The sequence below is a fragment of the Cupriavidus sp. 05L411 genome, assembly GCF_056398045.1.
In genome coordinates this window covers 128,311-153,734 of the sequence record NZ_JBFTOQ010000011.1, presented here as the reverse complement: position 1 = coordinate 153,734, position 25,424 = coordinate 128,311, and the positions used below count along the sequence as shown (strand labels likewise).

Here is a 25,424-nt window from a genome sequence, read left to right as displayed (position 1 = left end):
CCATGGTTACCCGAAGACAATTCCTGCATGGCTCCGGCGCCACCATGCTCGGCGCGGCGCTGGTGACGCGCGCCGGCGCCGCGGTGCTGCCCGAGGCCGCGCTGCAAGCCAGCCCCGCCACCCAGCCGCCGCTGGCGCCTGCCACTGGCCGCCCGTACAACCCGGTGGTGACCCTCAATGGCTGGACCCTGCCCTGGCGCATGCGCCAAGGCTGGAAGGAGTTCCACCTGGTGGCGGAGCCCGTCGAGCGCGAGTTCGCGCCCGGCATGAAGGCGCACCTGTGGGGCTACAACGGCCAGAGCCCCGGCCCCACCATCGAGTGCGTGGAAGGCGACAAGGTGCGGATCTTCGTCACCAACAAGCTGCCAGAACACACCACCGTGCACTGGCACGGCATCATCCTGCCGGCTGGCATGGACGGTGTCGGCGGCCTCTCGCAGCCACATATCCCGCCCGGCAAGACCTTTGTCTACGAGTTCGAGATGAAGCACGCCGGCACCTTCATGTACCACCCGCATTCCGACGAGATGGTGCAGATGGCAATGGGCATGATGGGTTTCCTTGTGGTGCATCCGAAAGACCCGGCGCAGATGCGGGTCGATCGCGATTTTGTGTTCCTGATCTCGGCCTACGACATCGACCCCGGCTCCTACACACCGCGCGTGGCCGAGATGACGGATTTCAATATGTGGACTTGGAACAGCCGGGTGTTCCCGGGCATCGACAGCCTGCCGGTACGCCTGGGCGATCGCGTGCGGATCCGCTTTGGCAACCTGACCATGACCAACCACCCGATCCACCTGCACGGGCATCGCTTCGAGGTGAGCGGCACGGACGGTGGCTGGGTGCCCCCGTCCGCGCGCTGGCCGGAGGTAACCACCGACGTGGCGGTGGGACAGATGCGCGCCATCGAATTCATCGCCGACAACCCCGGCGACTGGGCCTTCCACTGCCACAAGTCCCACCACACCATGAACGCGATGGGCCATCAGCTGCCGACCATGATCGGCGTCAAGCAAAAGGACCTGGCCAAGCGGATGAACGCGCTGGTGCCGGAGTACATGGCGATGGGCGAGGCAGGCATGGCGGACATGGGCGGCATGGAGATGCCGTTGCCGGACAACACCTTGCCGATGATGACAGGACAGGGACCATTCGGCCCGATCGAGATGGGCGGCATGTTCACGGTGCTCAAGGTGCGCGCCGGCCTTGGCCGCAGTGATTACCGCGACCCCGGCTGGTATCGCCACCCCAAAGGCACGGTTGCCTTCGAATACGCCGGCACGCCGGGCGTCAGCCAATGACCACGCCAGCCAGAAAAAGGAAAGACAACATGCGAAACAGGAAATCCCGCGCCGCTACCGCCTGGATGGCGGTGGCCAGTGCCGTTGCCCTCGCCGTCCCGTGCGCCGGCGCCTTCGCCGCCGGCAACCATGGCGGCCATCATGCCAGCGAGGCCACCAGCGCCACCAGCGCTATTGGCGAGCCTGGCGACGCGGCCAGCGTGAGCCGCACCGTCCAGGTGAACATGACCGACAACATGCGCTTCAGCCCGGCCGATATCCAGGTCAAAGCAGGCGAGACCGTGCGCTTCGTGGTGCGCAACGCCGGCAAGCTCCGGCATGAGATGGTGCTCGGCACCGAGGCCGACCTGAAGGCGCACTACGCCGAGATGCTGAAGCTGCCCGAGATGGAACACGCCGACCCGAACGCCGTCACGCTCGAAGCCAGCCAGCGCGGCGAAATGGTGTGGCGCTTTACGCGCAGTGGCCGGGTGGACTTTGCCTGCCTGCAGCCCGGCCACTTTGACGCCGGCATGCGCGGCAAGGTCAGCGTGCGCTAAGAGCGCCATTTCAAAAAAGATGCTGGCGTCGTTGCGCGGCCTTGCCGTACCACTAGTACTGTCTGCGGCCGCGCGCCTAGCCAGGACCGCTTCGCTTCATTTTGAAACAGCCACTAGGCGATTTCGCGGCGCGGCGACGCCGCGCCCTGTATGCAATACCAGCCAACCAGGAAGGAATGCAAATGAACCCCAGCAAGAACCTGCTCGCGCTGCTGCCGCTACTGGCAGCCTTCGCCACCTTGCCGGCCCAGGCCGCCACCAATGCCGGCAATGCTCTCGCCCCGGCCAGCGCGGCGCAAGCCGAGGCTGTGCCAATGACCGATGGGGAAATCCGCAAGGTAGATGCCGCGGCTGGCAAGCTGACCATCAAGCATGGCCCCATCGCCAACCTGGATATGGGCGCCATGACGATGATCTTCCGCGTGCAAGACCCCGCCCTGCTGGGTCAGGTCAAGGAAGGCGACCAGGTGAGGTTCAGCGTGATCCGGGCCAACGGCGCGCTGACGGTAACCACGCTGGTGGTACAGCCGCCAGGGAAGTGAGAGGATTTCTATCCGACGTTTATCCGACCCGGAAGAAATCGACCGTCTGCCCCGCGTTGACTGCCCGCTGTAGCCACTCCGGACGCTCGCCGGTACCGTCCCAACTCTGGCCCATGGCGTTGCGGTAAAGCGCCCGGGCGGGCTTTTCCGCCTCGGGGGCTGCCGCCGGCGCAGCAGCCGGGGGCGTAACGGCCAGCGTGGCCCTTGGCACTGCCTGAGCTGGTGCCGGCGGAGCCGGGGGGGCAGCGAAACAGCCCGCTTCGAGTAAATCGTCGAGCGTGAGGCCGTGGCGATCCATCTGCTCACGGACCCACGTCGCCGCGGCTAGTTTGGCTTCATCAGACTCTGACATGACTTTCGTAATTGACTTTGCCGCCGGACAGATGGCCGGCAAAGCGGAGGAAGGGGGGCATTCCGGCGGGTCAAGCCGCCTGTGAGGCAGGATTTTACAGGGTCTTGTGTCTTTGCTGGCGCAGACATTTCCTAAGCGTTAATGCCAGTTGCCGCGCGGCCCCTGGCACTCCCTCAGATCCTGCCAATGCACCGCAAGGTGCACACTCCGTCTCTCGGCGCCCGCCCGCGTGCCAAGGCAGCGGTGACACTAGGCCAGGCAGGCGGCATTGACGATGCCCGCCGCCAGCGATACCACCCCCATCAGCGCACCCATGCCGCGATTATCCGCGGTGATTTCCTCGCTGACGCCGCGCAGCGCCCGCGCCACCAGCACATAGGCCACCACCTGCACCACGAACGCGCCAAAGCCCCACAGCACGAACATCGAGAAAGCGGCGTTGTGCTGGATGCTGGCCGAGAGCGTCAGAGAAAACCCCAGCACGGCGCCGCCCAGCGATAAGGCCGCCGCCACGTTGCCCCGGCGTATCAGTTCGAACTCGCGGTGCGGCGTGATCCGCGTGTACACGAGCAGAAACAGCCCCAGCATGCCGAAGCTGGAGAGAATGTAGATCAGGTAGGCATAGACGGGTTGTAGGGGCAATGTCATGTGGATTCCTGGTTGGGTTGGACCGGATTTGGAGCCGATCTGAAAGGATGCGATGCGGCCTTAGCCGCCGCCGGAGCGCCCAGACCCGCCAAAGCGGCTGGTAAAGCCGCCGCGCGAGGACACGGCAGGCGCCCGGCTGACAGCGGCCGCGCGCATCGACATGCCGCCGCTCGCGCCACGCCCGAGACTGCCGCGGCTCAGCGTGGCCTCCTCGACCATCGTCGCGTGCGGCGTGCCTGGCACCTGGCTCACGCGGGTCAGGTTGCCGTTGCTGTCATAGACGCCCATGGGCCGCGAGTTGCCGCTCGACATGTCGCGCCGGGTCTGCGTGCCGTCTGGGTGGTAGACAGTGCCGGACTCGGTGTAGTACGGGCCGTACCAGCGGGCCATGCCGCCGTGATATCCGCCGTGATATCCGCCGTAGTAGCCGCCGCCATGGCCACCGCTGCTCGTGCTGGCGCTGCTGCCATCGCTACCGCCCGTATCCGCCAGGCTCGAGGTGTAGATGTTGTCGAGCGGCACGCCTTCGCAATCCTCGGGCGCATTCCAGTCAGCCACGCAATCGGCTTGCGAGGCATAGCTGGCACGCCGCACGGTTACGGCTTCGTCGTCGCCATCATCGCGGCATGAACCGATCACCGCCACGCCGGCTGCCAGCGCGCAAGCGCCGATCAGCCACAGCGCCGGCGAGCGGGACTTGCGCCGGAGCGCGGGCTGGCCGGACCATGCGGACCGGCTGGAGCCGCTTGCCCGCGGCTGGTAGGCGCTGCCGTACTTTGACGGCTGGCCGCCCTTCTTGCCTTTCTTCTTGGCCATTGCGCTGCGTTTCTCCTTTCTTCGGATTAGCCGTGCTGAAAATAATGCGGGACGAAGAAGCTGGTGTTCTTGGCGATCGGTCCCAGTTCCTCGCGCACGCACAGGCCACTGGGCACGTCGTCGACCAGCCATACGCCGAGCGTGGTGTAGCGATCGTCAAAGCGCTGCGCGCTCGCGTAGGCCTGGTAGATAAAGCCTTCCTCGCCGTACTCGCCGGGATTCTCGAAACGCCCCTGCGGGGTCACCAGCGCCACGCTCTCGCCCTCGCGCGACAGGAACGGCTTCCTGGCGTAGGAGCGCCCGGCGAAGGTGGCTTCGCGAAACGAGGCCTCGAGCAGATTCGGATGGCCGGGGAACAGGTCCCACAGGATCGGCAGGATGGCCTTGTTGGAAAGCACGGCCTTCCAGGGTGGCTCCACCCATCGCACCGCGCTGCCCGCCAGCTCCGTGCGATAGTCGGAAGTGGCCATCCATTCCCACGGGTACAGCTTGAAGACCAGCTCCATCGGCTGGTCGTCGCCGTCGTAGAAGCCGCCGCGCCCATCGGAGCCAACCTGCTCCAGGTCGGTCAGCTTGACCGACCACCCTGCCTGCAGCGCCGTGTCCATCAGGTACTCGACATTGCAGACATCCTCCTGGCTGTCGAACATGCAGGCGAAATGCAGGACCTTGGCGTCGCGATAGTGGCGGCGCAGCCATTGCCAGCGCGACACCAGCGCTTCATGCAAGCTGTTGAACTGGTCGGCATCCGGCCGCACCGCCGCCTTCCAGAACCATTGCGCCAGGCTCGATTCGATCAGCGAGGTGGGCGTATCGGCGTTGAACTCGTACATCTTGGGCACGCCAAGCGCATCCATGGTCATGTCGAAGCGGCCGAACAGCGTTGGCTCGTCGCGGTCCCAGGAGGTGCGGATCAGCTCGGCAAAATCCGGGGCAATGGCGAGCCGCGCAAACAGGTCGTGGTCAATCACGTGCTGCACGGCTTCCAGGCAGCGCTGGTTCAGATCGAGCGCGGCGGCATACAGCGCCTCGATCTCCTGCGCCTCGAACTCGTAGGCGACGTCTTCGCGCCAGTAGAAGAACGTGTTGCGATCCACCTGGCGCGGCAGGTTTTGCTCGTCGAGCGAGTGGAAGTGAAAACCGATGCGCTCAAGCTGCTGCGGCCAGTCGGCACGCGGGGTCTGGGCAATGCGTTTCATGGCAGGGCGATCTGCGCGGCGCTCGGCGTTGGCGCCGGCGCGGATGCGGTAATGAGGAATTCGTCGAAGGCCAGCGAGCGACGGCCCGGCCTGGGCGTCCAGTCGGTGAAGCGCGTGACGAGAGGCGCCCACCAGCCGGCTGCGTGCTCCAGCACTACGTGGTGATCCATGGCATCGGACTCGGTCACGCCGCGCGCCGGATTGGCCTGCGCCCAGCGCATCGCGGCGACGATGCTGGAGGCCACCTGCAGGCTGGTGGCGGAGTTGTGCGGCGCCAGCGCGCGTGCCCGGTGGATGTCGAGCTGCGAGCCATGCCACACCGCGCCATGGCGCCCGCTCATCAGCAGCACGCCAAGCTCATCCACGCCATCGACGATCTCGTCCTTGAGGATGCGGTGGCTGGCAATGCGGCTGGCGTCGCGCTCGCCCAGCCACTGCATGGATGCCATCGTGGCGCGGGTGGGACGGTAGGCGTAGTAGGCCGTGGGCCGGTAATGCGGCTCGCCCGGCGTGGCACAGCTGAAATACTCGGCGATCGAGATCGATTCGTTGTGCGTGATCAGGTAGGCATCGAACGGACCGTGCAGCGCGGACCAGGAGCGCACACGGGTGCGGTGCCCGGGCCGGTCCAGCACGATCGCCGCATCGCTGCCGTAGCCATGGCGCCGGCCACCGGCAGGCAGCGCCGGCTCGTGGCTGCCCCAGCCCAGTTCGGCGTCCTGCAGGCATTCCGTGATGAAGCCCTCGGCCGACCAGGTATTGGCAAATTCGCCGTGCGCCGGATAGCCCGGGGCGCACTGGCTGTCGTGCTCCGCCACCTGGATCACGCGCACGTCGAGCCGGCGCGCGAGCCGCGCCCAGCCAGCCTGGTCCTGCGGTGGGGTGTCTGGCACGCCGGCGTGCCGCGCGAGTTTCAGCAAGGCGGCCTTGACCAGTAGCGAGACCAGCCCGGGATTGGCGCCGTGGGCAACCAGCGCGGTGGACATCCGCTCGCGGCCGCGGGCGAATGCCAGCATCTCGCTGCGCAGGGCATAGTTGCTCAGATGGGACGCGGCTGCGCCGTCCTCGTAATCCCATGGCTCGATGCCGCTATCCAGGTAGAGCGCGTGGTGTGCCTGCGCCAGCGCGATCAGGTCGCGGCTGCACACGGCGGGCGCCAGGTTAAGCAGGCAGGTTTGCGCCCCCAGCAGCGGACTCAGCACCCGCGCAAAGTTGTCCGGCGCTACCGTGGCATGCAGCGGCGTGGCGCGGTATTGCCGGGCCAGCGCCAGGCGGTGGGCGTCCATGGCCCGGTCGACAACCGTAACCGCCGCTTCCGGGTGAGCCTGCGCCAGCAAGGGCAGGATGGCCTGGCCGATGCAGCCAAAACCGACAATGACGATATGCTCGATGCGCTTGCTAGACATGATGACAACGTGCAGGGCCAACGCGCGGGCTGGACCGGCAAAATTCAAGAAGAATAACGACGAAGGCGATGGACCCGCTCAGGGCACCCACCAGTACCGCGTGATGTGAAAGAAGATCGGCGCGGCGAACACCACCGAATCCAGCCGGTCCAGCATGCCGCCGTGGCCCTGGATCATCTGGCCCCAATCCTTGATGTTGCGGTCGCGCTTGATCGCCGACATCACCAGCCCGCCCAGGAAGCCCATCAAGGCGATCACCAGCGCGATCAGCCCCGCCTTCCAGGGCGAGCCGTACGGCGTGATCCACCAAAGCGAGGCGCCCAGCGCGGTGGCGCTGGCCACGCCGCCGACAAAGCCTTCCACGGTCTTGGACGGCGACAGCAGCGGCGCGATCTTGGTCTTGCCTAGCAGCTTGCCCCACACGTACTGCAGCACGTCGCTGCCCTGCACCACGATCACCAGGAATGCGATCAGCAACAGGTTGCGATCCTCGAAGCCGGGAATCGGCAAGGTCAGCAACGCCGGCACATGCGATACGCAGAACACGCAGATCATCACCGCCCACTGCACCCCCGCGCAACGCTCGAGAAAGCGCGTGGTCTCCGCGGACAGCGCTGAAAGTATGGGCAGGATCAGGAAAGCGTAGACCGGGATGAAGATGGAAAACAGCCCATACCAGCCGGTGTACACCAGCACGTATTGCAACGGCAGGAAGACGAAGAAGGCGGCGACGATAGCGCGATGGTCTCCCCGCCGCGTGGTGGTGATGGTGATGAACTCGCGCAAGGCGAAGAACGACAGCAGGTAGAACAACACGATGATGGCGGTGCGCCCCATCACGAACGCTACGCCTAGCACGCCGATCATCCACCACCATGCCGATACGCGCGCGGCAAGGTTGTCGATGACCGCGTGCGGGCCGCCCCGGGCCACGCGCCAGCGCAGCAGCGCGGTCACCGTGGAAGCCAGCACGAGTACGCCCAGCACGCCGCTAAACAGCAGCCAGGTCTCATGCATCATGGTCAGGTGAGGAAAGGTCATGGTTCTTAGTCCAGCGCGGGCGCCAGCGTCAGCAGGCCGTCCCGGCAGCGCGCCAGGAAGTCATCCTTGGCTTCTTCCGCGCCCAGGGTCAGCGGTTTGCCGAACGTCACGGTGCACAGCAGCGGCACCGGCACGATCTCGCCCTTGGGCATCACGCGGTTGAGGTTGTCGATCCACACGGGCACGAACTCGATCTCTGTGCAAACCTTCGCCAGGTGGTAGATGCCGCTCTTGAAGGGCAGGAGCCGTTCGTCGGTGGTATTGCGCGTGCCCTCGGGAAACAGGATCAGCGAGTCGCCTTTGCGCACCGCCTGCTGCATCAGGGCCACGGGATCGCTGCCCGGCTCGCTGCGGGTGCGATCGATCAGCAGCGCGTTGAATACATCCTTGCCGATAAAGCGGCGCAACGCTGACTTGTTCCAGTAATCCGCGCCGGCCACGGGCCGCGTCAACGAGCGCAGCTCCGGCGGCAGGCAGCCCCAGATCAGCACGAAGTCGCCGTGGCTGCTGTGATTGGCAAAATAGATACGCTGCGCCGCGGCGGGCATGCAGCCGTTCCAGCGCGCCTGCATGCCGGTCAGCAAGCGTGCGAACAGGATGATGGCACGCGCCACCAGTCTGGAAATCCACATCGTGTGTTATCTCAGCAGCAGTAGCAGCAAGGCCACCAGCAATTGCAGGGCGGCGAGTCCCGCGGCCCAGTGGAGAAAGCGCAAAGCGCCGCGAACGCGCTGCACCAGGGATCGCCCGGCGGCCTCGGGACCCGCCCATCCGAGCAGCCCAAGCGCCTGGTCCAGCGAGGCCAGCGTCGAGATGGGATCGGCGATGCGCAAGGCCTCGGCAAGCGCCGCAAACAGGCGGCGGTCGATTGCCACGCGGATCAGCAGCCACAGCTGGACCGCGCCGAGCAGCGCCGCCACGATGCCGAGCACCAGATAGCGCTGCCCCGCCGGCGACAAGGTACCGGCCAGCAGCAGATTGATGAGTGCCAGCACCAACCCGGCCCAGAGCACGCGGCCCGCGCCATCGAGGCCACCCACCGCGGCCTGCGCCATCCAGTGCCCGGCGGCAGCATCCAGGTGAGGGTCGTCATGCATCGGAACGGACATGGCCTGCTCCCCCAGAAGACTGTGCGGCCGCCTGCCGGCGGCGGATGAATTGCGACAGCGCCGCAACGCTATCCGGGCCCAGCACCACGGCCGGACGCCCCTTGCGCAGCAGGGCCAGCGCCTGCCCGGCATCGGGCGCGCCGGCGTGGCCCGCGAGCCAGGCGGCGGCCACCAGCGCGCTGCGCGAATAACCCAACGCGCAGCATACAAGCACCTTGCGGCCATCGCGATGCCAGGCTTCAAGCACGGCCACCGCTTCGTCCAGCTGCGCCGGCGCGGGCACGGTCAGGTCCAGCACCGGCACGCAGCGGTACCAGGCGGCATCCGCCAGCCGCGGCAGCTCGGCGGTCAGGTCGAGCACGGCATCGGCCCCGAGGCGGCGCAGTTCGGCACCGCCGGGGAAGCGGCCGACCCAGAGGCCGGGCACGATCTGGCTGGCGCCGGGCTGGCGGCGCGTCCACCAGCGCGAGTTGGCCAGCGCGCCCAGCAGGTAGGGCGCCAGCACCCAGCGCGCGGCCATCGGCATGGTGCCGTCGTGGCGCTTCTGGAACATGGCCGGAACGCCCTGCCGGTAGATCGCCGCGACGCAAGCCAGCGACAGGGCCAGCCAGCCCAGCAGCAAGGCGGCCAGGGCCGAGGCCGGCAACAACGCCAGCGCTACCGCCCCGACGGCCAGTGCGCCCATGGCATAACGCCCGGCCAGTTGCCACGTGCGCATGCGGGCAGCGGGCTCTGCATTGCCCTGCCCCATCCCGAAAGGAAACAAGAAAACGCAGAACCAGCCCACCAGCCAGCCGGTGGGCACGTCGATGACATGGTGCTGGTAAGTGGTCAGCACCGACACGCCGATCAGCGCGAACCAGCCGTGCAGCAGCCAGCGCCAGGCGCCGCGCGCATGCATGGCATAGGCCACCCACAGGATCACCAGCAGGCTGATGTGCAGTGACGGCGCCTGGTTGAACGGCTTGTCGAAGCCGCCCAGCAGCGTGAAGAGGTGGCCGGGCACGCCGTCGGCCTGCGGGCGATCGAAGGCGAAACGCAGCGGAAAGGCAATGAAGCAGGCAACCGAGATCAGTTGCGCCGCCAGCAAGCGCTTGGCATGGACGAGCAGATCGGCGCGCGTGCGCCAGAGGAAAAAGGACAGGCCGTAGAGCAGGTCGATCGACCAGTACGGCACGATGCTCCAGGGCACAAAGGGAATGTGCCGCTCCCACTCAAAGTAGAAGAACGGGACCTCGGCACGCTGGCTCGCCAGCCAGTTGGCCAGCCCATAGGACGAAAAAAACAAGGCACCCATGCCGGCCAGCAGGACCAGGGCAAGGCCCCAGGGGCGAGCCTCGGCAGCGCCCGGCTCCCCTGCGGCCATGTCCGCGGCCCCGTCTTCGGCCTGCTGGCGCAGCATCACGCGACCCTGCGCGCCAGGCTGACCGTGAAGATGCCCCACGGGTCGATGCGCTGCGCGATCTTCTCGAAGCCGGCTTGCCGGACCAGTTCATCCATCTCCGCTTGCGAGCGGCGCCGCATCACCCAGGCCGAGCCTGCGCGGTGGCTGGTGAGCGCCCGCGCGATGAACTCGAGCTGCGGATGCCAGGGCTGCCCGGTATAGACCAGGTAGCCGCCCGGCGCCACCGCCCGCGACAGGCCGCCAAGCGAACGAGACACCATGCCGTTGTCGCCGAACAGCTCATACAGGCCTGAGACGATGGCCAGCGTGGGGGCCGGATCGAGCGCGGCGAGATCGTCGGCGTCGAAGGCGTCGCCCTTCTCGAAGCGGGCAATATCGGACAGGCCCTTGCTGCGGATCAGCGCGCGGCCCTGTTGCACGTTGATATCGCTGTAGTCGCGCAGCAGGATGCTCTGCACCTGTTGCGCGGCCGCTCCGTTGATGCCCTTGGCAGCCAGCGCCTCCAGCACGTAGCGGCCATGGCCCGCGGCGATATCGACGATGCGCACCGGCACGCCGGCGGCGCGCAGGCTGCCGATGGCAACGCCAAGCAGCTCCTCGATGTTCACCTTGCGCTGGCGGATGCCCCGCCAGCCGATCGCGTCCAGGTAGTTGCGGTCGACCATCGGGCCGAGGCCAAACCGCCCCTGCGCCTTGTTGCAGTAGACGTAGTCGAGCGTGGAGCCAGAATCGAAACCGGTCTTGTGCCCAAGCCGCACCCCGTCGGACAGCAGGCCGCCGAACTTCAGGCCGGCGCGCGTGAGGCCCCAGTAAATGCCTGCCGGGCTGGCCGGGGACAGCGGCTGCGCCAGCCGGTCGGACTCATCCTTGAAGGCGCCGCCGCGATCGGCGTTCAGCAAGGAGACCGGCGCCGATGGCGTCTCGAACTCGCGCACGATAAAGCGCCGCGCCGCCGCCACGGCCTGCGCGCGGTCGCGCTCGCCCAAGGTGTCGTGGTAGAAGCCGTCCAGCACGATGCGCTCCTTGACGCTGGAGCCCAGCCGCTCATAGAACGCATCCTGCGGGCCGCGATGCACCACCCAGTCCGCGCCGGAGATCAGCAACTGCGTGGGCACGGTGATGGCGGCCGCGTCGGCCACGATGCGATCAGCCGTCTCGTAGAGATCCAGCAGGATATTGACGGCAATCGGGCGCGTAATCAGCGGATCTTGCTGGTAACTGGCGATACGCTCGGGATCGTGCGTGAGAAACCTGGCCTTGACGTAGCTGTTGACGAAGAACTTGCCCCGCAGCTTGTGCATGAGCTTGAGGCCCGGCCGCGCCAGCGGCACGTAGAGCTTGACCTTGAACGCCGGCGAAGCCAGCACAAGGGCGCGGATCCGCGGCGCGTAGTCGTGCACCCACGTTGACGCCAGGACAGCGCCAACGCTCTGCGCGACCACGGCAATGCGCTCTACCGGAATGCCGTGCTCGGTGGCGATGTGGTCGATGAACGTCTGGATATCACGCACCGACGTAGCCAGGCTGGGGCTATAGCCGCGCTCGCCCGGCGAACGGCCATGGCCGCGCGCGTCCCAGGCGAAGAAGGCGTGGCCGGGCAAGCCCAGTTCGTCCACCAGGTGGGCGATGCGGCCCGAATGCTCGTGCCCGCGGTGAAACAGCACAACGGCGCCCTGCGGCGCCTGGCCTGTGGCTGGCGCCGCAGGCCAGTGGCGATAGAACAGCGGCTGGCCATCGTGGGTTTCGAACTGTGACTCAATAGCGGTACGGCCGGTTTGACTATCCACGTAGTATCACTCCACGGGTTGGGAAGACGATTTGGCGTGCGGGGCTGCCTGGGCATGGGCCTGGCGTGCCTGCTCGCCCTCGGCCACGCCGCGGCGCACCCGGTTGGCGATGGTCAGCAACGACAGCAGCGACAACAGCACCCACAGCCAGTGAGCGGCATGCGCCAGGCTCAGCCCGAGGCCGGCCCACAAGCCCAGCGCGCCCAGCACGAGGGCCCGGTCGCTCTTGCCCAGGGGGCCGTCGTAGCGGCGGCTGGCACCGGCCAGCGGCCCGATCAGGCCAGCACACTCGACGATGACGGCCAGCAGCGCAAACACCATGATCTCGCCGGCACCAAACGGCGCAACGAGGGCGAACGGCAGAATCAGCGCAATATCGGAGACGATGTCCCCAAGTTCATTGAGATAGGCGCCCAGCACGCTCTGCTGACCGTGCTCGCGGGCCAGCATGCCGTCGATGGCGTTGAGCGCCATGCGCACGAACAGCCAGAGCGGCATCAGCAGGAAGACGCCCGGCAGCCAGGCCAGCGCGGCCACCAGCGCCCCTACTACCAATGACCCGCCAGCCGCCGCCAGCGTGACCTGGTTGGCGGTGACGCCGCGCGCGGCGAGGTGCTTCACCAATGGCCGCAGAAGGGCCTGGAACTTCGGTTTGATCTGGTAAAGCGTCATGTTTCACGACCTTTTCAGGCCTTATGTCATTTTCGGTCGTCATTTTCGGCCATGGTATCCGCGCCCGCGGCCACTGGCCAAGCCGGACCCGTTGCCCAGCCTCCCTGCAGCCGCCTTGGACGGCCGGATGGTGTGCTGCACGCCCGACAATCGGGCAAGCATAGCTTGATTGCGCGTTTTCGCCAATCATTAAGAATTTATGAGATTTTTGGCACATTTTCGACACAGTTTGGGTGTGCCGAGCCAAGTTACTACCCGCCAGGATTGGCGAGTCACGCCAGTTGGCAAAAGTTGGGGCGCCGCGGGAAGAAATTGAGCGAACTTCGAAGGCGATGGAACTTGTGGAAATTACGTGGCGGCGGACAAGGAATGCCGCCGAGGCAACGCCCGCCGCATGACAGCATTGTCATGTGCCGGTCATGTTGTCGTGGGTGCCTGTTTCTTAGACTGCCAGCACGGTCGATCGAAAGAGATCGCCCGCCCCTCGAATCCTCGGAGAAAAACAATGCGTACACTCAAGCAAGCCCTGCTCGCCACTGCGCTGGCCACCACCCTTGGCGGTGTCACCAGCCTCGCCAGCGCCGCCCCGCGCAGCGTGGACCCGTATCTCGATGGCGCGGCCACCGGCCAGGCGCGGGACATCTACACCCAGGGCGCCAACAAGCTCGGCCCGCGCGACCCGTTCACCGACGGCGCACGCACCGGCACGCGGGACCCGTTCACCGACGGCGCGCGCAACAGCACCCGCGACTCGTTCAGCGACGGCGCATAAGCACCGGCGCCGAGCGCCGCCGATCAGCGGATCTCGCTGTAGATTTGCCTGGCTTCGTTGGCCGAAGCTAGCGGGCGCCCAAGCGTGCGCGCGCCTTCGGCCGCCTGCCCGACAAGTGCCGCGTTGCCTGGCGCGGTGCTGCCGTCGCGCAGCTTCAGGTTATTCTCGAAGCCCACCCGCACGTGCCCGCCAAACGCAGCGGCCGTGGTCACGCAGGCATGCTCCTCTCGCCCGAAGGCGCAGATTGCCCACGGCAGCGCGCCGTCATAGACCTGCAGGAACGGCAGCAGGTCGCGCGGCGACGATACCTGCCCCGCCGAATACCGGCCCAGCACAAACAGCACCGACCACGCGCCCGGCGGCACCAGCCCGCGCGCGCGCAGCGCTTGCCAGCGCGCCACGTCGGCTGCGTCGTACAGTATGATCTGCGTCATCACCCGCTCGCGTGCCAGCCAGGCCAGGAAATCGGCCAGCTCGGCCTCGGCAATGTCCGGCACGGCGATCTCGCGCAGCCCGATGGAAACTGCCTCGGGCCGCAGCTCGCGCACCATGGCGATCTGCTCGGCCGCGCGGTAGATGCCGGCGGCTTCGCTGGTCACCTGGACCAGCAAGGCGTCGCCTACTTCCTTCTTCACCACGGCAAGCGCTTCGCGATAAATCTGCGGATCCAGCGAATGGCGGCCGTCGGGCTGGCGCACGTGCATGTGCATCATGGCCGCGCCGGCTTCCAGGCAGGCCCGCGCGTCGGCCGCCAGTGCCGCCGCGGTCAGCGGCACGGCCTGGTGGTCCTTGGCGGTCTTGTAGGCGCCGTTGGGCGCGACGGTAATGATCAGCGGCGAATCCGCCAGCAGGGTGTGTTCACTCATAGTGCGCTCTGGTCGACCTAATCGATCTAATCGATTTCATGATTCTTGTGGATCTGGTGAGGTTCAGGGTTCGATCTTGGGCAGTTCCGGCGCAATCAGGTCCAGCCCCGCGCGCAGCAGCCGATCATAGCGCTCGCGTTCCGCGGCGATGGTCTGCGGCGTCCACTGATAAAAGCCTTCGCCGCTCTTCATGCCGTGGCGGCCGTCCGACGCGCGCTCGGTCAGGCACCGGGCCGGCTCCGCCGCGTTGTTGAACGTGGGATACATGGTAGCCCCGGCCGCCGCGTGCACGTCGATGCCAGCGTGGTCGCGTTGCATGACGGGCCCAGCGGCCAGGAAACGAAAGCCGAAGCCAAAGCGCACCGCCGCATCCACATCCTCGGGCGAGGCGATGCCGCGGTCGATCAGGTCGAAGGCTTCGCGCGACAGTGCGTGCTGCAGGCGGTTGGCAAGGAAACCCGGCAGGTCCTTCTTCACCTTGACCGGCACCATGCCGCAACGGCGCATGAAAGCGATCAAGGCATCGGCGCCGGCCTCGGCGCTGCCCTCGCCCAGCACCACCTCCACCAGCGGCACCAGGTGCGCGGGCATGAAGAAATGCAGGCCGAGCATGCGCTCGCGGGTGGGCAGGCCCGCGCCGATGGCGCTGATCGGGAAACTCGAGCTATTGCTGGCGAGGATGGCATCCGGGCGCGCACGCTGGGCCAGGTCGGCGAACAGCGCGCGCTTGATGTCGAGCCGCTCGGGGATGCACTCGATCACCAGGTCGACCGTGCTCCAGTCGACTGCGTCGAGCCCTGTGGCTACCGTCAATCCCGCCAGGCCAATCTCGGCCGCCGGGCCGATCGCGGCGAGATTGGCGGCTACCCTTGCAGCGACCGCTTCCGCGCGCTGCGTATCCGGCTCCACCACGGTGGTGCGGCAATGCGCGCGGGTGAGCACCACGGCCACGTCGGCGCCCATGGTGCCGCCGCCTACCACCACGGCGTGCGCGGTGCCGGGAGCGGCTAGCGAAAAGTGGGCGGCGTCGGGCATGGCGTTCCTTTGAACTGTCTGGTGTTGTCGTTAGGCGGCTGAACCCACGTCGGCCACGAAAATATGGCGCAAACATCGCCTGCACCGCGTCATGGCCCGGGTTCAGCGGGATTGAGCATGAGTGTAGACAAGCCGCTTTGATTGATGAATCAGATTTTCTGGATAAAATGATCGACAATCAAGATCAATCCGCCATCCATGCCGTGAAAATCAACCTGTCGATGCGCGATGTCGAGACCACCCTGGTGCTCGGCCGCACGCTGAACTTCCGTCAGGCAGCGGGGCAGTTGCACCTGTCTCAATCTGCGCTGTCCACCCAGATCCTGCGCATCGAGGAATCCCTCGGCGTGCGGCTGTTCGATCGCACCACCCGCACCGTGCGGCTGACCGCGGCAGGCGAAGTCTTCATGCAGCAGGCCGCGATCCTGCAGGCGGCCTTCCGGGACGCCATCGACGCCGTGAGCGGCATTGCCAGCGCCGAGCGCGGCCATGTTGCGGTGGCCGCCCTGCCCTCGCTGGCCGCCCGCCTGCTGCCGCGCGTGCTGATGGCCTACCGGCGGGAGCATCCCAAGGTCACGCTCAAGGTCTTCGACACGCTCTCCGGCCCGGCCTTCGACCTGGTGCGTGCGGGCGAGGTGGATTTCGCGCTGACTGCGGCCGACCCGCAGCAGGCGGACCTGCACTACGACCCCATGATGTCCGACCGCTTCGTGCTGCTGATTCCCAGCGAGCACCCGCTGGCCCACGGCAAGGGGCCTGTGCGCTGGGCCGATACAGTGGACGCCGGCCATGTTTCCATGACGCACCCCAGCAGCGTGCGCCAGTACGCCGAATGGGCCTTCCTGCAAAACCGTATCCGCTTCCAGCCGGTGTTCGAGGCCGAGCACCTGGCCACCATCGCGGCCATGGTCGAATGCGGCTTCGGCGTGGCGGCGCTGCCTGAGATTGCGGCCGGCACCGTGCGCCAAGCCGGCATTGTCGAGCGCTTGCTCACCGCGCCGGTGACGGAGCGCTCGATCGGGCTGGTGACGGCACGCAACCGCAGCCTGTCGCCCGCGGCGGTGGCGCTGGTCGGCGTGCTGCGCGCCCACCTGGCCCAAGCCGGCGGCGGCGTGGCCGATCCGGCATGAGCGAGCGGGAACGGGATCGCGCGAAGCGGTGAGCAAAGCGCACGAGGYTTGAAAGCGCGCGCGATATCGCGGTATGTTCGGAGCCGGCAGCCACCTAAGCGTAAGGATCCCTCAGTGACACTGTCGTCGCCCACATTACAACTCGGGCCGTCCCGCGCCCGGCAACGGAGGCACGCTTGAATATCGTCGTCGACGTGCTCATCCTGGCGGGCGCGCTGCTGGCCATCGTGGCGGTGGTGCAGGTCGCCGCCGCCAAGCTGGCACTGCCTGAGTCCACGCTGCTCTCGGCCATCGGCATCGCCATCGGCGCGGGCTATGTGGCCATCGACGCCGCCTACCCACAGTTTGCCTTGCATTTCCTCCATCCCCTGATCGACCCGGCCCTTCCGCCCGAGGCCTACCTGTGGATCTTCCTGCCGCCTTTGCTGTTCCACGCCGCGCTGACCGCCGACGTGCGCAGCATGCTGCCGGACGCCGCGCCGATCCTGCTGCTGGCCATCGTCGCGGTGATCGTGGCCACCGGCGTGATCGGGCTGGTCACCACGCTGGTCAGCGGCGCCAGCCTGGTGGTGTGCCTGCTGCTGGGCGCGGTGGTGGCCACCACCGACCCGGCAGCGGTGATCGCCATCTTCCGCGATGTCGGCGCACCTGGCCGGCTGATCCGGCTGGTGGAAGGCGAGAGCCTGCTCAACGACGCCGCGGCCATTGCCATTGCCGGCGTGCTGGTGGCCATGCTGACCGGCCATGGCGCCGAGGCCACGCTGGCCGCCGGTGCGCGGGAGCTGGCGTGGTCGTTCGTGGGCGGCGTGGTGTGCGGCGCAATTGCCGGACGCCTGCTAGCCGACCTGCTGCCGCGCCTGGCCGGGCTGGCCATGGCCGAGGGCGCGCTGACGCTGGCGCTGCCCTATCCGCTCTACCTGCTCGCCGAACAGTTGCTCGGCGTGTCCGGGGTGGTGGCCGTGGTATGCGCCGGCCTGATGGTGAGCGCGCTCGGGCCCACGCGGCTGAGCCCGCGCAACTGGAACCACATGCGCATGATCTGGGAGCAGTACGCCGGCATCACGGGCGCCGTCGTGTTCTTGCTGGCGGCGGTGCGCGTGCCGTCCTTGCTGGCCGGGGTGACCGTGCATCACGGCTTGCTGCTGCTGGCACTGGTAGTCGCCGCGCTGGGGGCGCGCGTGCTCACGCTGTTCGGCCTGCTGCCACTGCTCTCCTGGCTGAAGGTCAGCGCGCCGATCAGCAATGCCTACAAGCTGGCCATTGCGTGGGGCGGCCTGCGCGGCGCGGTGACGCTGGTGCTGGCGCTGGGCATCGCCGAGAACGAGGCGCTGCCATATGAGGCACGGCATTTCATCGCCATCCTGGCCACCGGATTCGTGCTGGTCAGCCTGCTGCTGAATGGCACCACCCTGCGCGGGCTTATCCACCGGCTCGGGCTGGACCAGCTCACCGCCCAGGACCGGGCATTGCAGCAGCAGGCCATCCAGCTCTCCACCGAGGAGGTCGAAACCACGCTCGACCACATCGCACAGACCTTCGACCTGCCTCCCGCGGCAGCGCGCGAGGTGGCGCAGCACTACCGGCGCGAGATCGAGCTGGGCGCGCTGGAGTTCGATTTCGACGCCGCGCTGTCCGAGCGCGACCGCGTCACCATTGGCTTGGTCACGCTGGCCACGCGCGAGCGCGAACTGATCCCGGAGTACGGCGACGGCGTGATCTCCGTAGCCAACCTCGACGCCATGATGCGCAACACCACGCTGATGATCGACGCCGCGCGCGAGCATGGCCGCCTGGGCTACAACCGCGCCGCCCGGCATATCCTGGATTACCAGCGCGGTTACCGCGTGGCGCTCYTCCTGCACCGGCGCCTGTCGATCGACCGGCCGCTGGCCCACGCGCTGGCCGACCGCTTCGAGCTGCTGGTCTGCCGCCAGACGGTGCTGGAGCGGCTGCGCCAGTACAACCGCTCGCTGCTCACGCCGGTGTTCGGCGCGCGCATGGCGACCCTGCTGGACGGCGTGCTGGAAGAGCGCGTCAAATCGGCCGGCGGTGGCCTGGATGAGATGCGCGCGCAGTTCGGCGGCTACACGGTGGCACTGGAAAAGCGCCTGCTGATGCTGTTTGCCCTGCGCAAGGGCCAGCGTTCGCTGGAGGCCATGCGCGAGGAGAAAGTCATTTCCAGCCAGGCCTACAACCAGATAGCGCAAGTGATCCAGCGCGCCTGGCGGGCCAACCTGGCGCGCCCGCCGCTGCGCAGCGCGCTGTCCGCGCAACCGATGCCAGCGCCGGAGTCGCCGTCGCGCGAATGAGGGCCGCCATGCTTCGCGCAGGTTATCGCGCCAGGCGGCGCTGCCGGCGCGATCAGGGCGAATCCGCCTGGACGGCCGGCTCCGGCTGGTACCGGACCGTGTTGTTGCGCCCGTTGCGCTTGGCCTGATAAAGCGCGATATCCGACTTTTTCAGCACCTCGCCAACCTCCTCCGCCGACGAAGGAAAATGCGCGACGCCAAGCGAAACCGTCACGACCCCACCCGTGGGGTTAGGTGTCTTTTCCACGGCCTCGCGCAGGCGCTCCGCAATCAGGAACGCATTGTCCGCGGTCGTGCCGGGCAGCAAGATGACGAACTCCTCCCCGCCGTTGCGGCATGTCATGTCGCCGCCCCGGGAGCCGGCCCGCATCAGGCTAGCGATATGCGTCAGCACCTCGTCACCGACATCGTGCCCGTAGCGGTCATTGATCGACTTGAAGTGGTCCACGTCGAGCGTGATGACGGCAAAGGACTGCCCGCCAAGCTCGTACAGGCTGAGCGCATTGCCCAGCCCGCGGCGATTGCGCAGCCCCGTCAGTGCGTCGGTGATGGATTCATGGTTGAGCCGGTCCAGCTTGCTGCTGGTCAGGCTCATGCCCCGCAGCAGCGCTTTCTTGAGACGATCGGCTTCCACATACCTGGCCTGGATCCGCTCGATCCGCTCCATGCCGTCGGGGGTAGTCCCCATCCGGGCGTCATCGGCCAACTGCCCCAACGGCCGCGAGATCCAGCGGGAAAACCACAAGATAAAGACCAGCGACAGGAGCAGGATGGGAATGCTGTTGCCGAACGTCACCAGCACCAGGTCATTCAGATCAGCCAGCGTGGCTTGCGTGGATCTCTGCGCCACGATGCCCCACCCGGTGGACGCGACCGGCGCATAGCCTGCGAGCATCTCGACACCGTACTGGTTCATTATCTGCTGCGCGCCCGCTGCGCCGCTGGTTACCGCCAGCACGACTGAATTCTTGAAGATCGACTTGCCAACATGGGAGTCGTCCGGGTGAAAAATCACGGTGCCGTTACGGTCCACCACATAGACATAAGAGCTATCCCGATAATAATGGCTATCGAGAATCTCATGCAGCAGGTTCTTGGCATTCAGGTAAATCGTACCCCCGACATAACCAAGCAGCCGCCCCTCCGCATTAATGATGGGATGGGAAATAAAGATAATCAGCCGCCCGCTGGAGGTTGTAAAGGGCTCGCTGATCGCCGGGGTGCGGGTGGTCAGGAGCGTGTGCCCCCAATCGGTCTTCACGCTCTGACCGCTCCGGCGCAAGGCCGCTGGCGACACGGATAGCACCATGCCGTCCTGGCGGACGATGGCCACCGAATTCAGGCTCCTGGTCTGCAAGCGCAAGCGCTCGGCCTCCTCGTTCACACGGGCCGGATTATCCATGGCCGCAGCGAGCAAACTGGCGCTGTACGCCAGCTGCTGCATGGTGCTTTCAAGATGGGCTCCCGTGGACTCCGCCAGCTTGGCCGCATAGACACGGTTGGCTTCCAGCGTATTGCGGATCAGCAGGTCACGCTGCACGCGGTAACTGGAGTACAGCGCATTGGCCATGGTCAGCAGGACCGATCCCAGGGCCAGGAGCAGGATCAGACCACCTAGCCCTATTTTGGGCGAGCGCTCCGGAAGCGGCTTACACGGTTGCGCTGACATCTCTTTTGCAGGCCGACAATCGTCTGAACTTCAGAAGGGAACGATCTTAGCACGGTCCGCTGGCTAATATTCCTGCCACAACGCGCAAATGCCAGCCCGCGCGGTTAAAGATTGGGAAATGGATTTCAAGTTTCCCCTCGACTGGCGTATTGATTTCCCCCAATATTTCCATTAACCATGCCCGAGAGACAATTAATGTAATGTACTAAGCAGGCCCTCCGGCACGCTCCCGTTCTGCCGCGAGGTAAGCATCGCGCGAGGGCAGCAGATGGCTACGGCATAGCGCGACAAGATCCTCGCGCCGGCCCTCGCGCAAGGCCTCGATCATGGCCCAGTGTTCCTGCCTGGCACGCTCGCGATAGCCCGCTGCAGCGAGCGACCCGAAGCGGATCGGATGGGCGCGGCGCGCGTATTCCTCGATGGCCTGCCGCAGCACCGCATTGTCGACCAGGGCGAACAACTCCCGGTGAAAGCGCTGGTTGATGCGAAACACCGCACGCGCATCGCCCGCGGCCACCGCAACGTCGTGCTCCTGCTGCACGGCCACCAGCGCCCGCAATCGCGCCGCAGGCACGGGCAGCGCGATCAGGCTGGCGGCATGCGTTTCCAGCACTTCGCGCAGTGCGTATAGCTCCATCACCTCGCGCGCCGGAAAGGCACGCACCACCGCGCCAACGTTGCGCTTGCGCTCGACCACGCCCATGCCTTCGAGCGTGACGAGCAGCTGGCGCACCACATGGCGCTTCAGGTTGAAGCGCGCCATCAGGTCGTCTTCGACCAGCCGCTCGCGCGGACTCAGCAAGCCAAAGACGATGTCTTCCTCAAGGATCGCGGCGGCGGCCAGCATGGCTTGGGCGCCGCCGGCAGTATCGTCCTGAACGCTATGCGCCGCTTGTGCGCGCGTGCCTGCACGGGTTGGTCGATCCATGACAGGACGCTCAGGACTTGCGCGGCACGGTTTCGCTGGTCCGCGCGGCGCGCAGGAAATCGAAGTCCACGCCCTGGTCGGCCTGCGTTACCGTGGCCAGGAACAACTTGCGATAGCCGCGCTCGGCGGTAGGCCGCACCACTTCGTGCTCGGCCGCGCGGCGGGCCAGTTCCGCGTCGTCGATCAGCAGGGAAATTTCGCGCCGCGCCACCGACAGGCGGATGCGGTCGCCGTTGCGCACGTGCGCCAGCGGGCCGCCGATGGCGGCTTCCGGCGTCACGTGCAACACGATGGTGCCAGCCGCGGTCCCGCTCATCCGGCCGTCCGAGATGCGCACCATGTCCTTCACGCCGGCACGCGCCAGCTTCCTGGGAATCGGCATATAGCCTGCCTCGGGCATGCCGGGCGCGCCCGTCGGCCCGATGCGCTTGAGCACCAGGATATCGTCGGCTTTCACGTCCAGCGCGTCGTCATCGATGCGCAGCGCCATGTCCTCGGCATTTTCGAACACCACGGCGCGTCCTTCATGCTCCATCAGCACAGGATCGGCGGCGGATTGCTTGATGATGGCGCCGCCCGGAGCCAGGTTGCCGCGCAGCACGGCCAGGCCACCCACCGGATAGATCGGCGCGTCGAACGGGCGAATCACCTCCTGCGCGAACGGCGCGGGCGCGGCGTCGAGCTCCTCGCCCAACGTGCGGCCTGAGACCGTCAGCGTGTCCAGGTGCAGCAGCGGGCGCAGCTCGCGCAGCAGCGCGGGCATGCCGCCTGCCGCGTGGAAGTCTTCCATGTAATGCTGGCCGGAGGGCTTCAGGTCCACCAGCACGGGGGTCTCGCGGCTCATGCGGTCCAGCCCGGCCGGGTCGATGTCGATGCCCAGGCGCCCGGCGATGGCGGTCAGGTGCACGATGCCGTTGGTGGAGCCGCCGATGGCCAGCAGCACGCGGATGGCGTTCTCGATCGCGCGGCCGGTGAGGATGCGGTCCGGCGTCAGGCCGGAGCGGGCCATGGCCACGGCAGTGGTGCCGGTGCGCTCGGCCACCCGCACGCGGTCGGCGGTGACCGCCGGGGCCGATGCACCGCCGGCCACCATCATGCCGAGCGCTTCGGTCAGGCAGGCCATGGTGCTGGCCGTGCCCATCACCGAGCAGGTGCCCACGCTGGCAACCAGCTGGTTGTTCACGTCAGCAATCTCGGGCGCATCGATCTCCTCGGCGCGGTAGCGCCCCCAGTAGCGGCGGCAATCGGTGCAGGCGCCCACGCGCTCGCCGCGATGCGAGCCGGTGAGCATGGAGCCGGTGACCAGCTGGATTGCCGGCACGCCGGCCGAGGCCGCGCCCATCAGCTGCGCGGGCACGGTCTTGTCGCAGCCTCCGATCAGCACCACGGCGTCCATGGGCTGCGCACGGATCATTTCCTCGGTGTCCATCGACATGAGGTTGCGCAGGTACATGCTGGTGGGCGCCGAGAAGCTCTCATGCACGGAGATGGTGGGAAAGTCCACCGGCAGGCCGCCCGCCAGCATGACGCCGCGCTTGACGGCTTCCACCAGTTGCGGCGCGTTGCCGTGGCAGGGGTTGTAGCTGCTGTTGGTGTTGACGATGCCGATCACCGGCCGCGACAACGCGTCGTCGGTATAGCCCGCGCCCTTGATGAAGGCCTTGCGCAGGAACAGCGAGAAACCTTTGTCGCCATAGTTGGTCAGGCCCTTGCCCAAGCCGTTCTCGGCGTCTTGCGCCGGCTCGAAGGGGTCCTGGCCGGCTTGTGCCGAAGCGGAAGGGTCCTTGCGGGAATCGTGGGAGCCGGCCATGCACATCTCCAATAATATTATTGATAATCGAGGCAGGCATCATATCTGGCCTCGCCACTCAGCCGCAATGGAAAATTCAGCCCTGCACCTTTAATTGAAGATTCAGATCAGTCGATAGAAAACTTCTGATTCTTCTATCAAGAGACGCCCCCTACACTCTGCCATAGCGACGAGCCGGGCGTCCCGCGCTGCACAGCCTTGCTGTGCCTTCCCATCCATACCAACCCGGCGCAGGAGATTCCCCTATGACCGGCATTCGACGCCACGCGCGAACGCGCGTTTCCGCGCCCAGGCGCCATCTGATTCTCTCCGCGCTAGCCGGTGCCATGCTGGCAGGCACAGCCGCCTTCCCTGGCCTGGCCGCTGCCGCCGACTATCCCACCAAGCCGATCCGCCTTGTCGTGCCCTACCCGCCGGGTGGCGCCACCGACGTCATCGGCCGCACCCTGGCGCAGCACCTGTCCACCGCGCTGGGCCAGCAGGTGGTAGTCGACAACCGGGCCGGCGCCGCCGGCAATATCGGCGCGGAGCTGGTCGCCAAGTCGCCCGCTGACGGCTATACCCTGCTGATGGGTGCCCTGACCAGCCACGCGATCAACGCGGCGCTGTACAAGAACCGCGTCTCCTACGACATCGAGAAGAGCTTTGCCCCGGTGGCCATCGTGGGTACCGTGCCGCTTGTGTTCGTGGTCAATCCCAGCGTCAAGGCCAACAACCTGCCGCAATTGATCGCGCTGGCAAAAACCACCCCTGGCGCGATCACCTTTGCCTCCGCCGGCAACGGCTCGCCCCAGCACCTGGCCGGCGAGATGTTCAAGCGCATGGCCGGCGTGGACATGCTGCACGTGCCTTACAAAGGCAGCGGCCCCGCCATGACCGACCTGATCGGCGGGCAGGTGCTCAGCATGGTCGAGACCGTGCCGGCGGCGCAGTCCTACGTCAAGGGCGGCAAGATCCGCGCGCTGGCCGTCACCACCAGCGAGCGCGTGGCGGCGTTGCCCGACGTGCCGACGGCCAATGAAGCGGGCCTGAAGGACTTCGAGGTCAACTCCATGTTCGGCATTGTGGCCCCGGCCGGCACCCCGGCACCGGTGGTGGACCGGCTCAACGCCGAGCTCAAGAGGATCCTGGCCGAGCCCGACGTGAAGGCCTCCCTGCTCAAGCAAGGCGCCATCGCCACCTGGACCACGCCGGCGCAGACCCAGGCCCGCATCAAGTCCGAGCTGGCCAAGTGGACCGCGGTGATCCGGGAAGCGGGCGTCAAGCCAGAGTAAGCAGCGCCGAATCCCCGAGCCCGATTCCGGATCGCAGGTTGCCCGCCCCGCCCTGATGTGACGGGGTGGGCGCCTGCCGTCGCGCGCCTTGACACCCTGACGATTGCGCCTATGATGACTAGCGCAATGCTGCGGCGCAGCAAGTGACGATTGCCACCGGCGAAATCCCTCGGACGCGTTGCCTCGTCATGAACTATCGGAGACGCTCATGGCTACCCTCTCTCACGCTGAACACGTCGAGGCGCCTTCGCCTTACCCCGTCATCGATTTTGGCCTGGCAAGCCCCTGGGCGCAGGTGGCGCAGAAGATCGGCGCGCTGAACCTGCAAACGGCAAAGACGCTCATTGCCGAAGGCACCGACTATTTGCGCGAGGCGGCCGCGCAACCGTTCAGCTTCACCACGTTCCGGCCCGAGCTGGCCGACGTGATGGCGCAGCACATTGCCGCCTACACCCACAGCCTGATCGAGATCGTGTTTGGCGCGAACGCTGATTTTTCCGACAACGTCCAACGCCATTTCGCCACGATCGGCGGCCAGGATCCGTTTCAATGGTGCCTGATGGGTCGGGATTTCCTGCCGGAGTACGGCAACGGGCTGCCCAACATGGGCGCAGCGATGACGGGATGGGTCGCGGCCTACCTGCCAGGCGGCAAGCTGCTGCCAGAAGCAACCGTCGAAACCGCGCCGCGCAAGACTGCGCTGCTGGCGGCACCGGCCGACGTTGTGGAGCCGGTCGCGGAGCCGATTGTGGAGCCGGTCGTGGCGCCGGCCAAGCCAGCCGAATAAACCCGGTGCCCGCCTTGAGCGGGT

The 25,424-nt window shown here is 66.7% G+C and carries 24 protein-coding genes; 8 read left to right on the top strand and 16 right to left on the bottom strand.

Going from position 1 to position 25,424, the window contains the following annotated elements; all coding sequences use genetic code 11:
• Nucleotides 1-2 precede the first annotated feature (2 nt).
• The 3 genes from AC1DQR_RS15905 to AC1DQR_RS15895 all read left to right on the top strand — a co-directional run bounded on the left by AC1DQR_RS15905 (nt 3) and on the right by AC1DQR_RS15895 (nt 2,385).
• Nucleotides 3-1,304 (top strand): multicopper oxidase family protein, encoded by a 1,302-nt coding sequence (locus AC1DQR_RS15905; RefSeq protein WP_477133323.1) that lies wholly within the window; start codon nt 3-5, stop codon nt 1,302-1,304.
• 65 nt (nt 1,305-1,369) lie between these two features.
• On the top strand, nt 1,370-1,843 hold the full coding sequence (locus tag AC1DQR_RS15900; protein ID WP_477133348.1) for a cupredoxin domain-containing protein: 474 nt from the start codon (nt 1,370-1,372) through the stop codon (nt 1,841-1,843).
• A 182-nt stretch (nt 1,844-2,025) separates the two neighbouring features.
• Nucleotides 2,026-2,385, top strand: a complete 360-nt coding sequence (locus AC1DQR_RS15895; protein ID WP_416052830.1) for a copper-binding protein — start codon at nt 2,026-2,028, stop codon at nt 2,383-2,385.
• Nucleotides 2,386-2,404: 19 nt separating this feature from the next.
• On the opposite strand, the gene AC1DQR_RS15890 is transcribed toward AC1DQR_RS15895, so the two are convergent.
• From AC1DQR_RS15890 to AC1DQR_RS15840, 11 genes are all read right to left on the bottom strand, one after another.
• On the bottom strand, nt 2,405-2,737 hold the full coding sequence (locus tag AC1DQR_RS15890) for an H-NS family nucleoid-associated regulatory protein (RefSeq protein WP_043355655.1): 333 nt from the start codon (nt 2,735-2,737) through the stop codon (nt 2,405-2,407).
• Nucleotides 2,738-2,986: 249 nt separating this feature from the next.
• Entirely contained in the window at nt 2,987-3,385 is a 399-nt protein-coding gene (locus AC1DQR_RS15885; RefSeq protein ID WP_416052831.1) for a DUF350 domain-containing protein, read from the bottom strand.
• 60 nt (nt 3,386-3,445) lie between these two features.
• Entirely contained in the window at nt 3,446-4,201 is a 756-nt protein-coding gene (locus tag AC1DQR_RS15880) for a hypothetical protein (protein ID WP_416052832.1), read from the bottom strand.
• A gap of 26 nt (nt 4,202-4,227) precedes the next feature.
• A complete protein-coding gene (locus AC1DQR_RS15875) occupies nt 4,228-5,400 on the bottom strand; it encodes a glutathionylspermidine synthase family protein (protein ID WP_477133322.1) in 1,173 nt (390 codons plus the stop codon).
• Complete coding sequence (locus AC1DQR_RS15870; RefSeq protein WP_416052834.1) at nt 5,397-6,806, bottom strand: saccharopine dehydrogenase NADP-binding domain-containing protein; 1,410 nt, start codon at nt 6,804-6,806, stop codon at nt 5,397-5,399. Before AC1DQR_RS15870 ends, AC1DQR_RS15875 begins: the two co-directional genes overlap by 4 nt.
• A 78-nt stretch (nt 6,807-6,884) precedes the next feature.
• Nucleotides 6,885-7,847 (bottom strand): phosphatidate cytidylyltransferase, encoded by a 963-nt coding sequence (locus tag AC1DQR_RS15865; RefSeq protein ID WP_416052835.1) that lies wholly within the window; start codon nt 7,845-7,847, stop codon nt 6,885-6,887.
• 5 nt (nt 7,848-7,852) lie between these two features.
• Nucleotides 7,853-8,479: a lysophospholipid acyltransferase family protein gene (locus AC1DQR_RS15860; RefSeq protein ID WP_416052836.1), complete on the bottom strand. Its 627-nt coding sequence runs from the start codon at nt 8,477-8,479 to the stop codon at nt 7,853-7,855.
• Nucleotides 8,480-8,485: 6 nt separating this feature from the next.
• On the bottom strand, nt 8,486-8,956 hold the full coding sequence (locus AC1DQR_RS15855) for a hypothetical protein (RefSeq protein ID WP_477133321.1): 471 nt from the start codon (nt 8,954-8,956) through the stop codon (nt 8,486-8,488).
• Entirely contained in the window at nt 8,937-10,358 is a 1,422-nt protein-coding gene (locus AC1DQR_RS15850) for a phosphatase PAP2/dual specificity phosphatase family protein (protein WP_477133347.1), read from the bottom strand. The genes AC1DQR_RS15855 and AC1DQR_RS15850 overlap by 20 nt, the downstream gene beginning before the upstream one ends.
• Complete coding sequence (locus AC1DQR_RS15845) at nt 10,358-12,148, bottom strand: bifunctional alpha/beta hydrolase/class I SAM-dependent methyltransferase (protein WP_416052838.1); 1,791 nt, start codon at nt 12,146-12,148, stop codon at nt 10,358-10,360. The genes AC1DQR_RS15850 and AC1DQR_RS15845 overlap by 1 nt, the downstream gene beginning before the upstream one ends.
• Before the next feature lie 6 nt (nt 12,149-12,154).
• The gene (locus AC1DQR_RS15840) at nt 12,155-12,820 is read right to left on the bottom strand and encodes a CDP-alcohol phosphatidyltransferase family protein (protein WP_416052839.1); all 666 of its coding nucleotides are present in this window, start codon (nt 12,818-12,820) and stop codon (nt 12,155-12,157) included.
• A gap of 505 nt (nt 12,821-13,325) precedes the next feature.
• On the opposite strand from AC1DQR_RS15840, the gene AC1DQR_RS15835 reads away from it, so the two are divergent.
• Entirely contained in the window at nt 13,326-13,592 is a 267-nt protein-coding gene (locus tag AC1DQR_RS15835) for a hypothetical protein (protein ID WP_416052840.1), read from the top strand.
• Between the two features lie 23 nt (nt 13,593-13,615).
• Here the strand turns inward: AC1DQR_RS15835 and AC1DQR_RS15830 are convergent, their stop codons facing one another.
• On the bottom strand, nt 13,616-14,458 hold the full coding sequence (locus AC1DQR_RS15830; RefSeq protein WP_416052841.1) for a beta-keto acid cleavage family enzyme: 843 nt from the start codon (nt 14,456-14,458) through the stop codon (nt 13,616-13,618).
• Between the two features lie 63 nt (nt 14,459-14,521).
• Complete coding sequence (locus AC1DQR_RS15825) at nt 14,522-15,493, bottom strand: 3-hydroxyacyl-CoA dehydrogenase family protein (protein ID WP_416052842.1); 972 nt, start codon at nt 15,491-15,493, stop codon at nt 14,522-14,524.
• A 203-nt stretch (nt 15,494-15,696) separates the two neighbouring features.
• Between AC1DQR_RS15825 and AC1DQR_RS15820 the strand changes: the two genes are divergently transcribed.
• Entirely contained in the window at nt 15,697-16,623 is a 927-nt protein-coding gene (locus AC1DQR_RS15820) for a LysR family transcriptional regulator (protein WP_150986653.1), read from the top strand.
• Between the two features lie 176 nt (nt 16,624-16,799).
• A complete protein-coding gene (locus tag AC1DQR_RS15815; protein WP_477133320.1) occupies nt 16,800-18,932 on the top strand; it encodes a cation:proton antiporter in 2,133 nt (710 codons plus the stop codon).
• Between the two features lie 52 nt (nt 18,933-18,984).
• On the opposite strand, the gene AC1DQR_RS15810 is transcribed toward AC1DQR_RS15815, so the two are convergent.
• From AC1DQR_RS15810 to AC1DQR_RS15800, 3 genes are all read right to left on the bottom strand, one after another.
• Nucleotides 18,985-20,556 carry a sensor domain-containing diguanylate cyclase gene (locus AC1DQR_RS15810; protein ID WP_416053280.1) on the bottom strand — a complete coding sequence of 524 codons (1,572 nt, stop codon included), beginning with the start codon at nt 20,554-20,556 and terminating at the stop codon, nt 18,985-18,987.
• 250 nt (nt 20,557-20,806) lie between these two features.
• Entirely contained in the window at nt 20,807-21,448 is a 642-nt protein-coding gene (locus AC1DQR_RS15805) for a GntR family transcriptional regulator (RefSeq protein WP_477133346.1), read from the bottom strand.
• 91 nt (nt 21,449-21,539) lie between these two features.
• A complete protein-coding gene (locus AC1DQR_RS15800) occupies nt 21,540-23,339 on the bottom strand; it encodes an IlvD/Edd family dehydratase (RefSeq protein ID WP_477133319.1) in 1,800 nt (599 codons plus the stop codon).
• A gap of 245 nt (nt 23,340-23,584) precedes the next feature.
• On the opposite strand from AC1DQR_RS15800, the gene AC1DQR_RS15795 reads away from it, so the two are divergent.
• Complete coding sequence (locus tag AC1DQR_RS15795) at nt 23,585-24,613, top strand: Bug family tripartite tricarboxylate transporter substrate binding protein (RefSeq protein WP_416052844.1); 1,029 nt, start codon at nt 23,585-23,587, stop codon at nt 24,611-24,613.
• A 208-nt stretch (nt 24,614-24,821) separates the two neighbouring features.
• Nucleotides 24,822-25,400, top strand: a complete 579-nt coding sequence (locus tag AC1DQR_RS15790; RefSeq protein WP_477133318.1) for a phasin family protein — start codon at nt 24,822-24,824, stop codon at nt 25,398-25,400.
• The last annotated feature ends 24 nt before the right edge of the window (nt 25,401-25,424 follow it).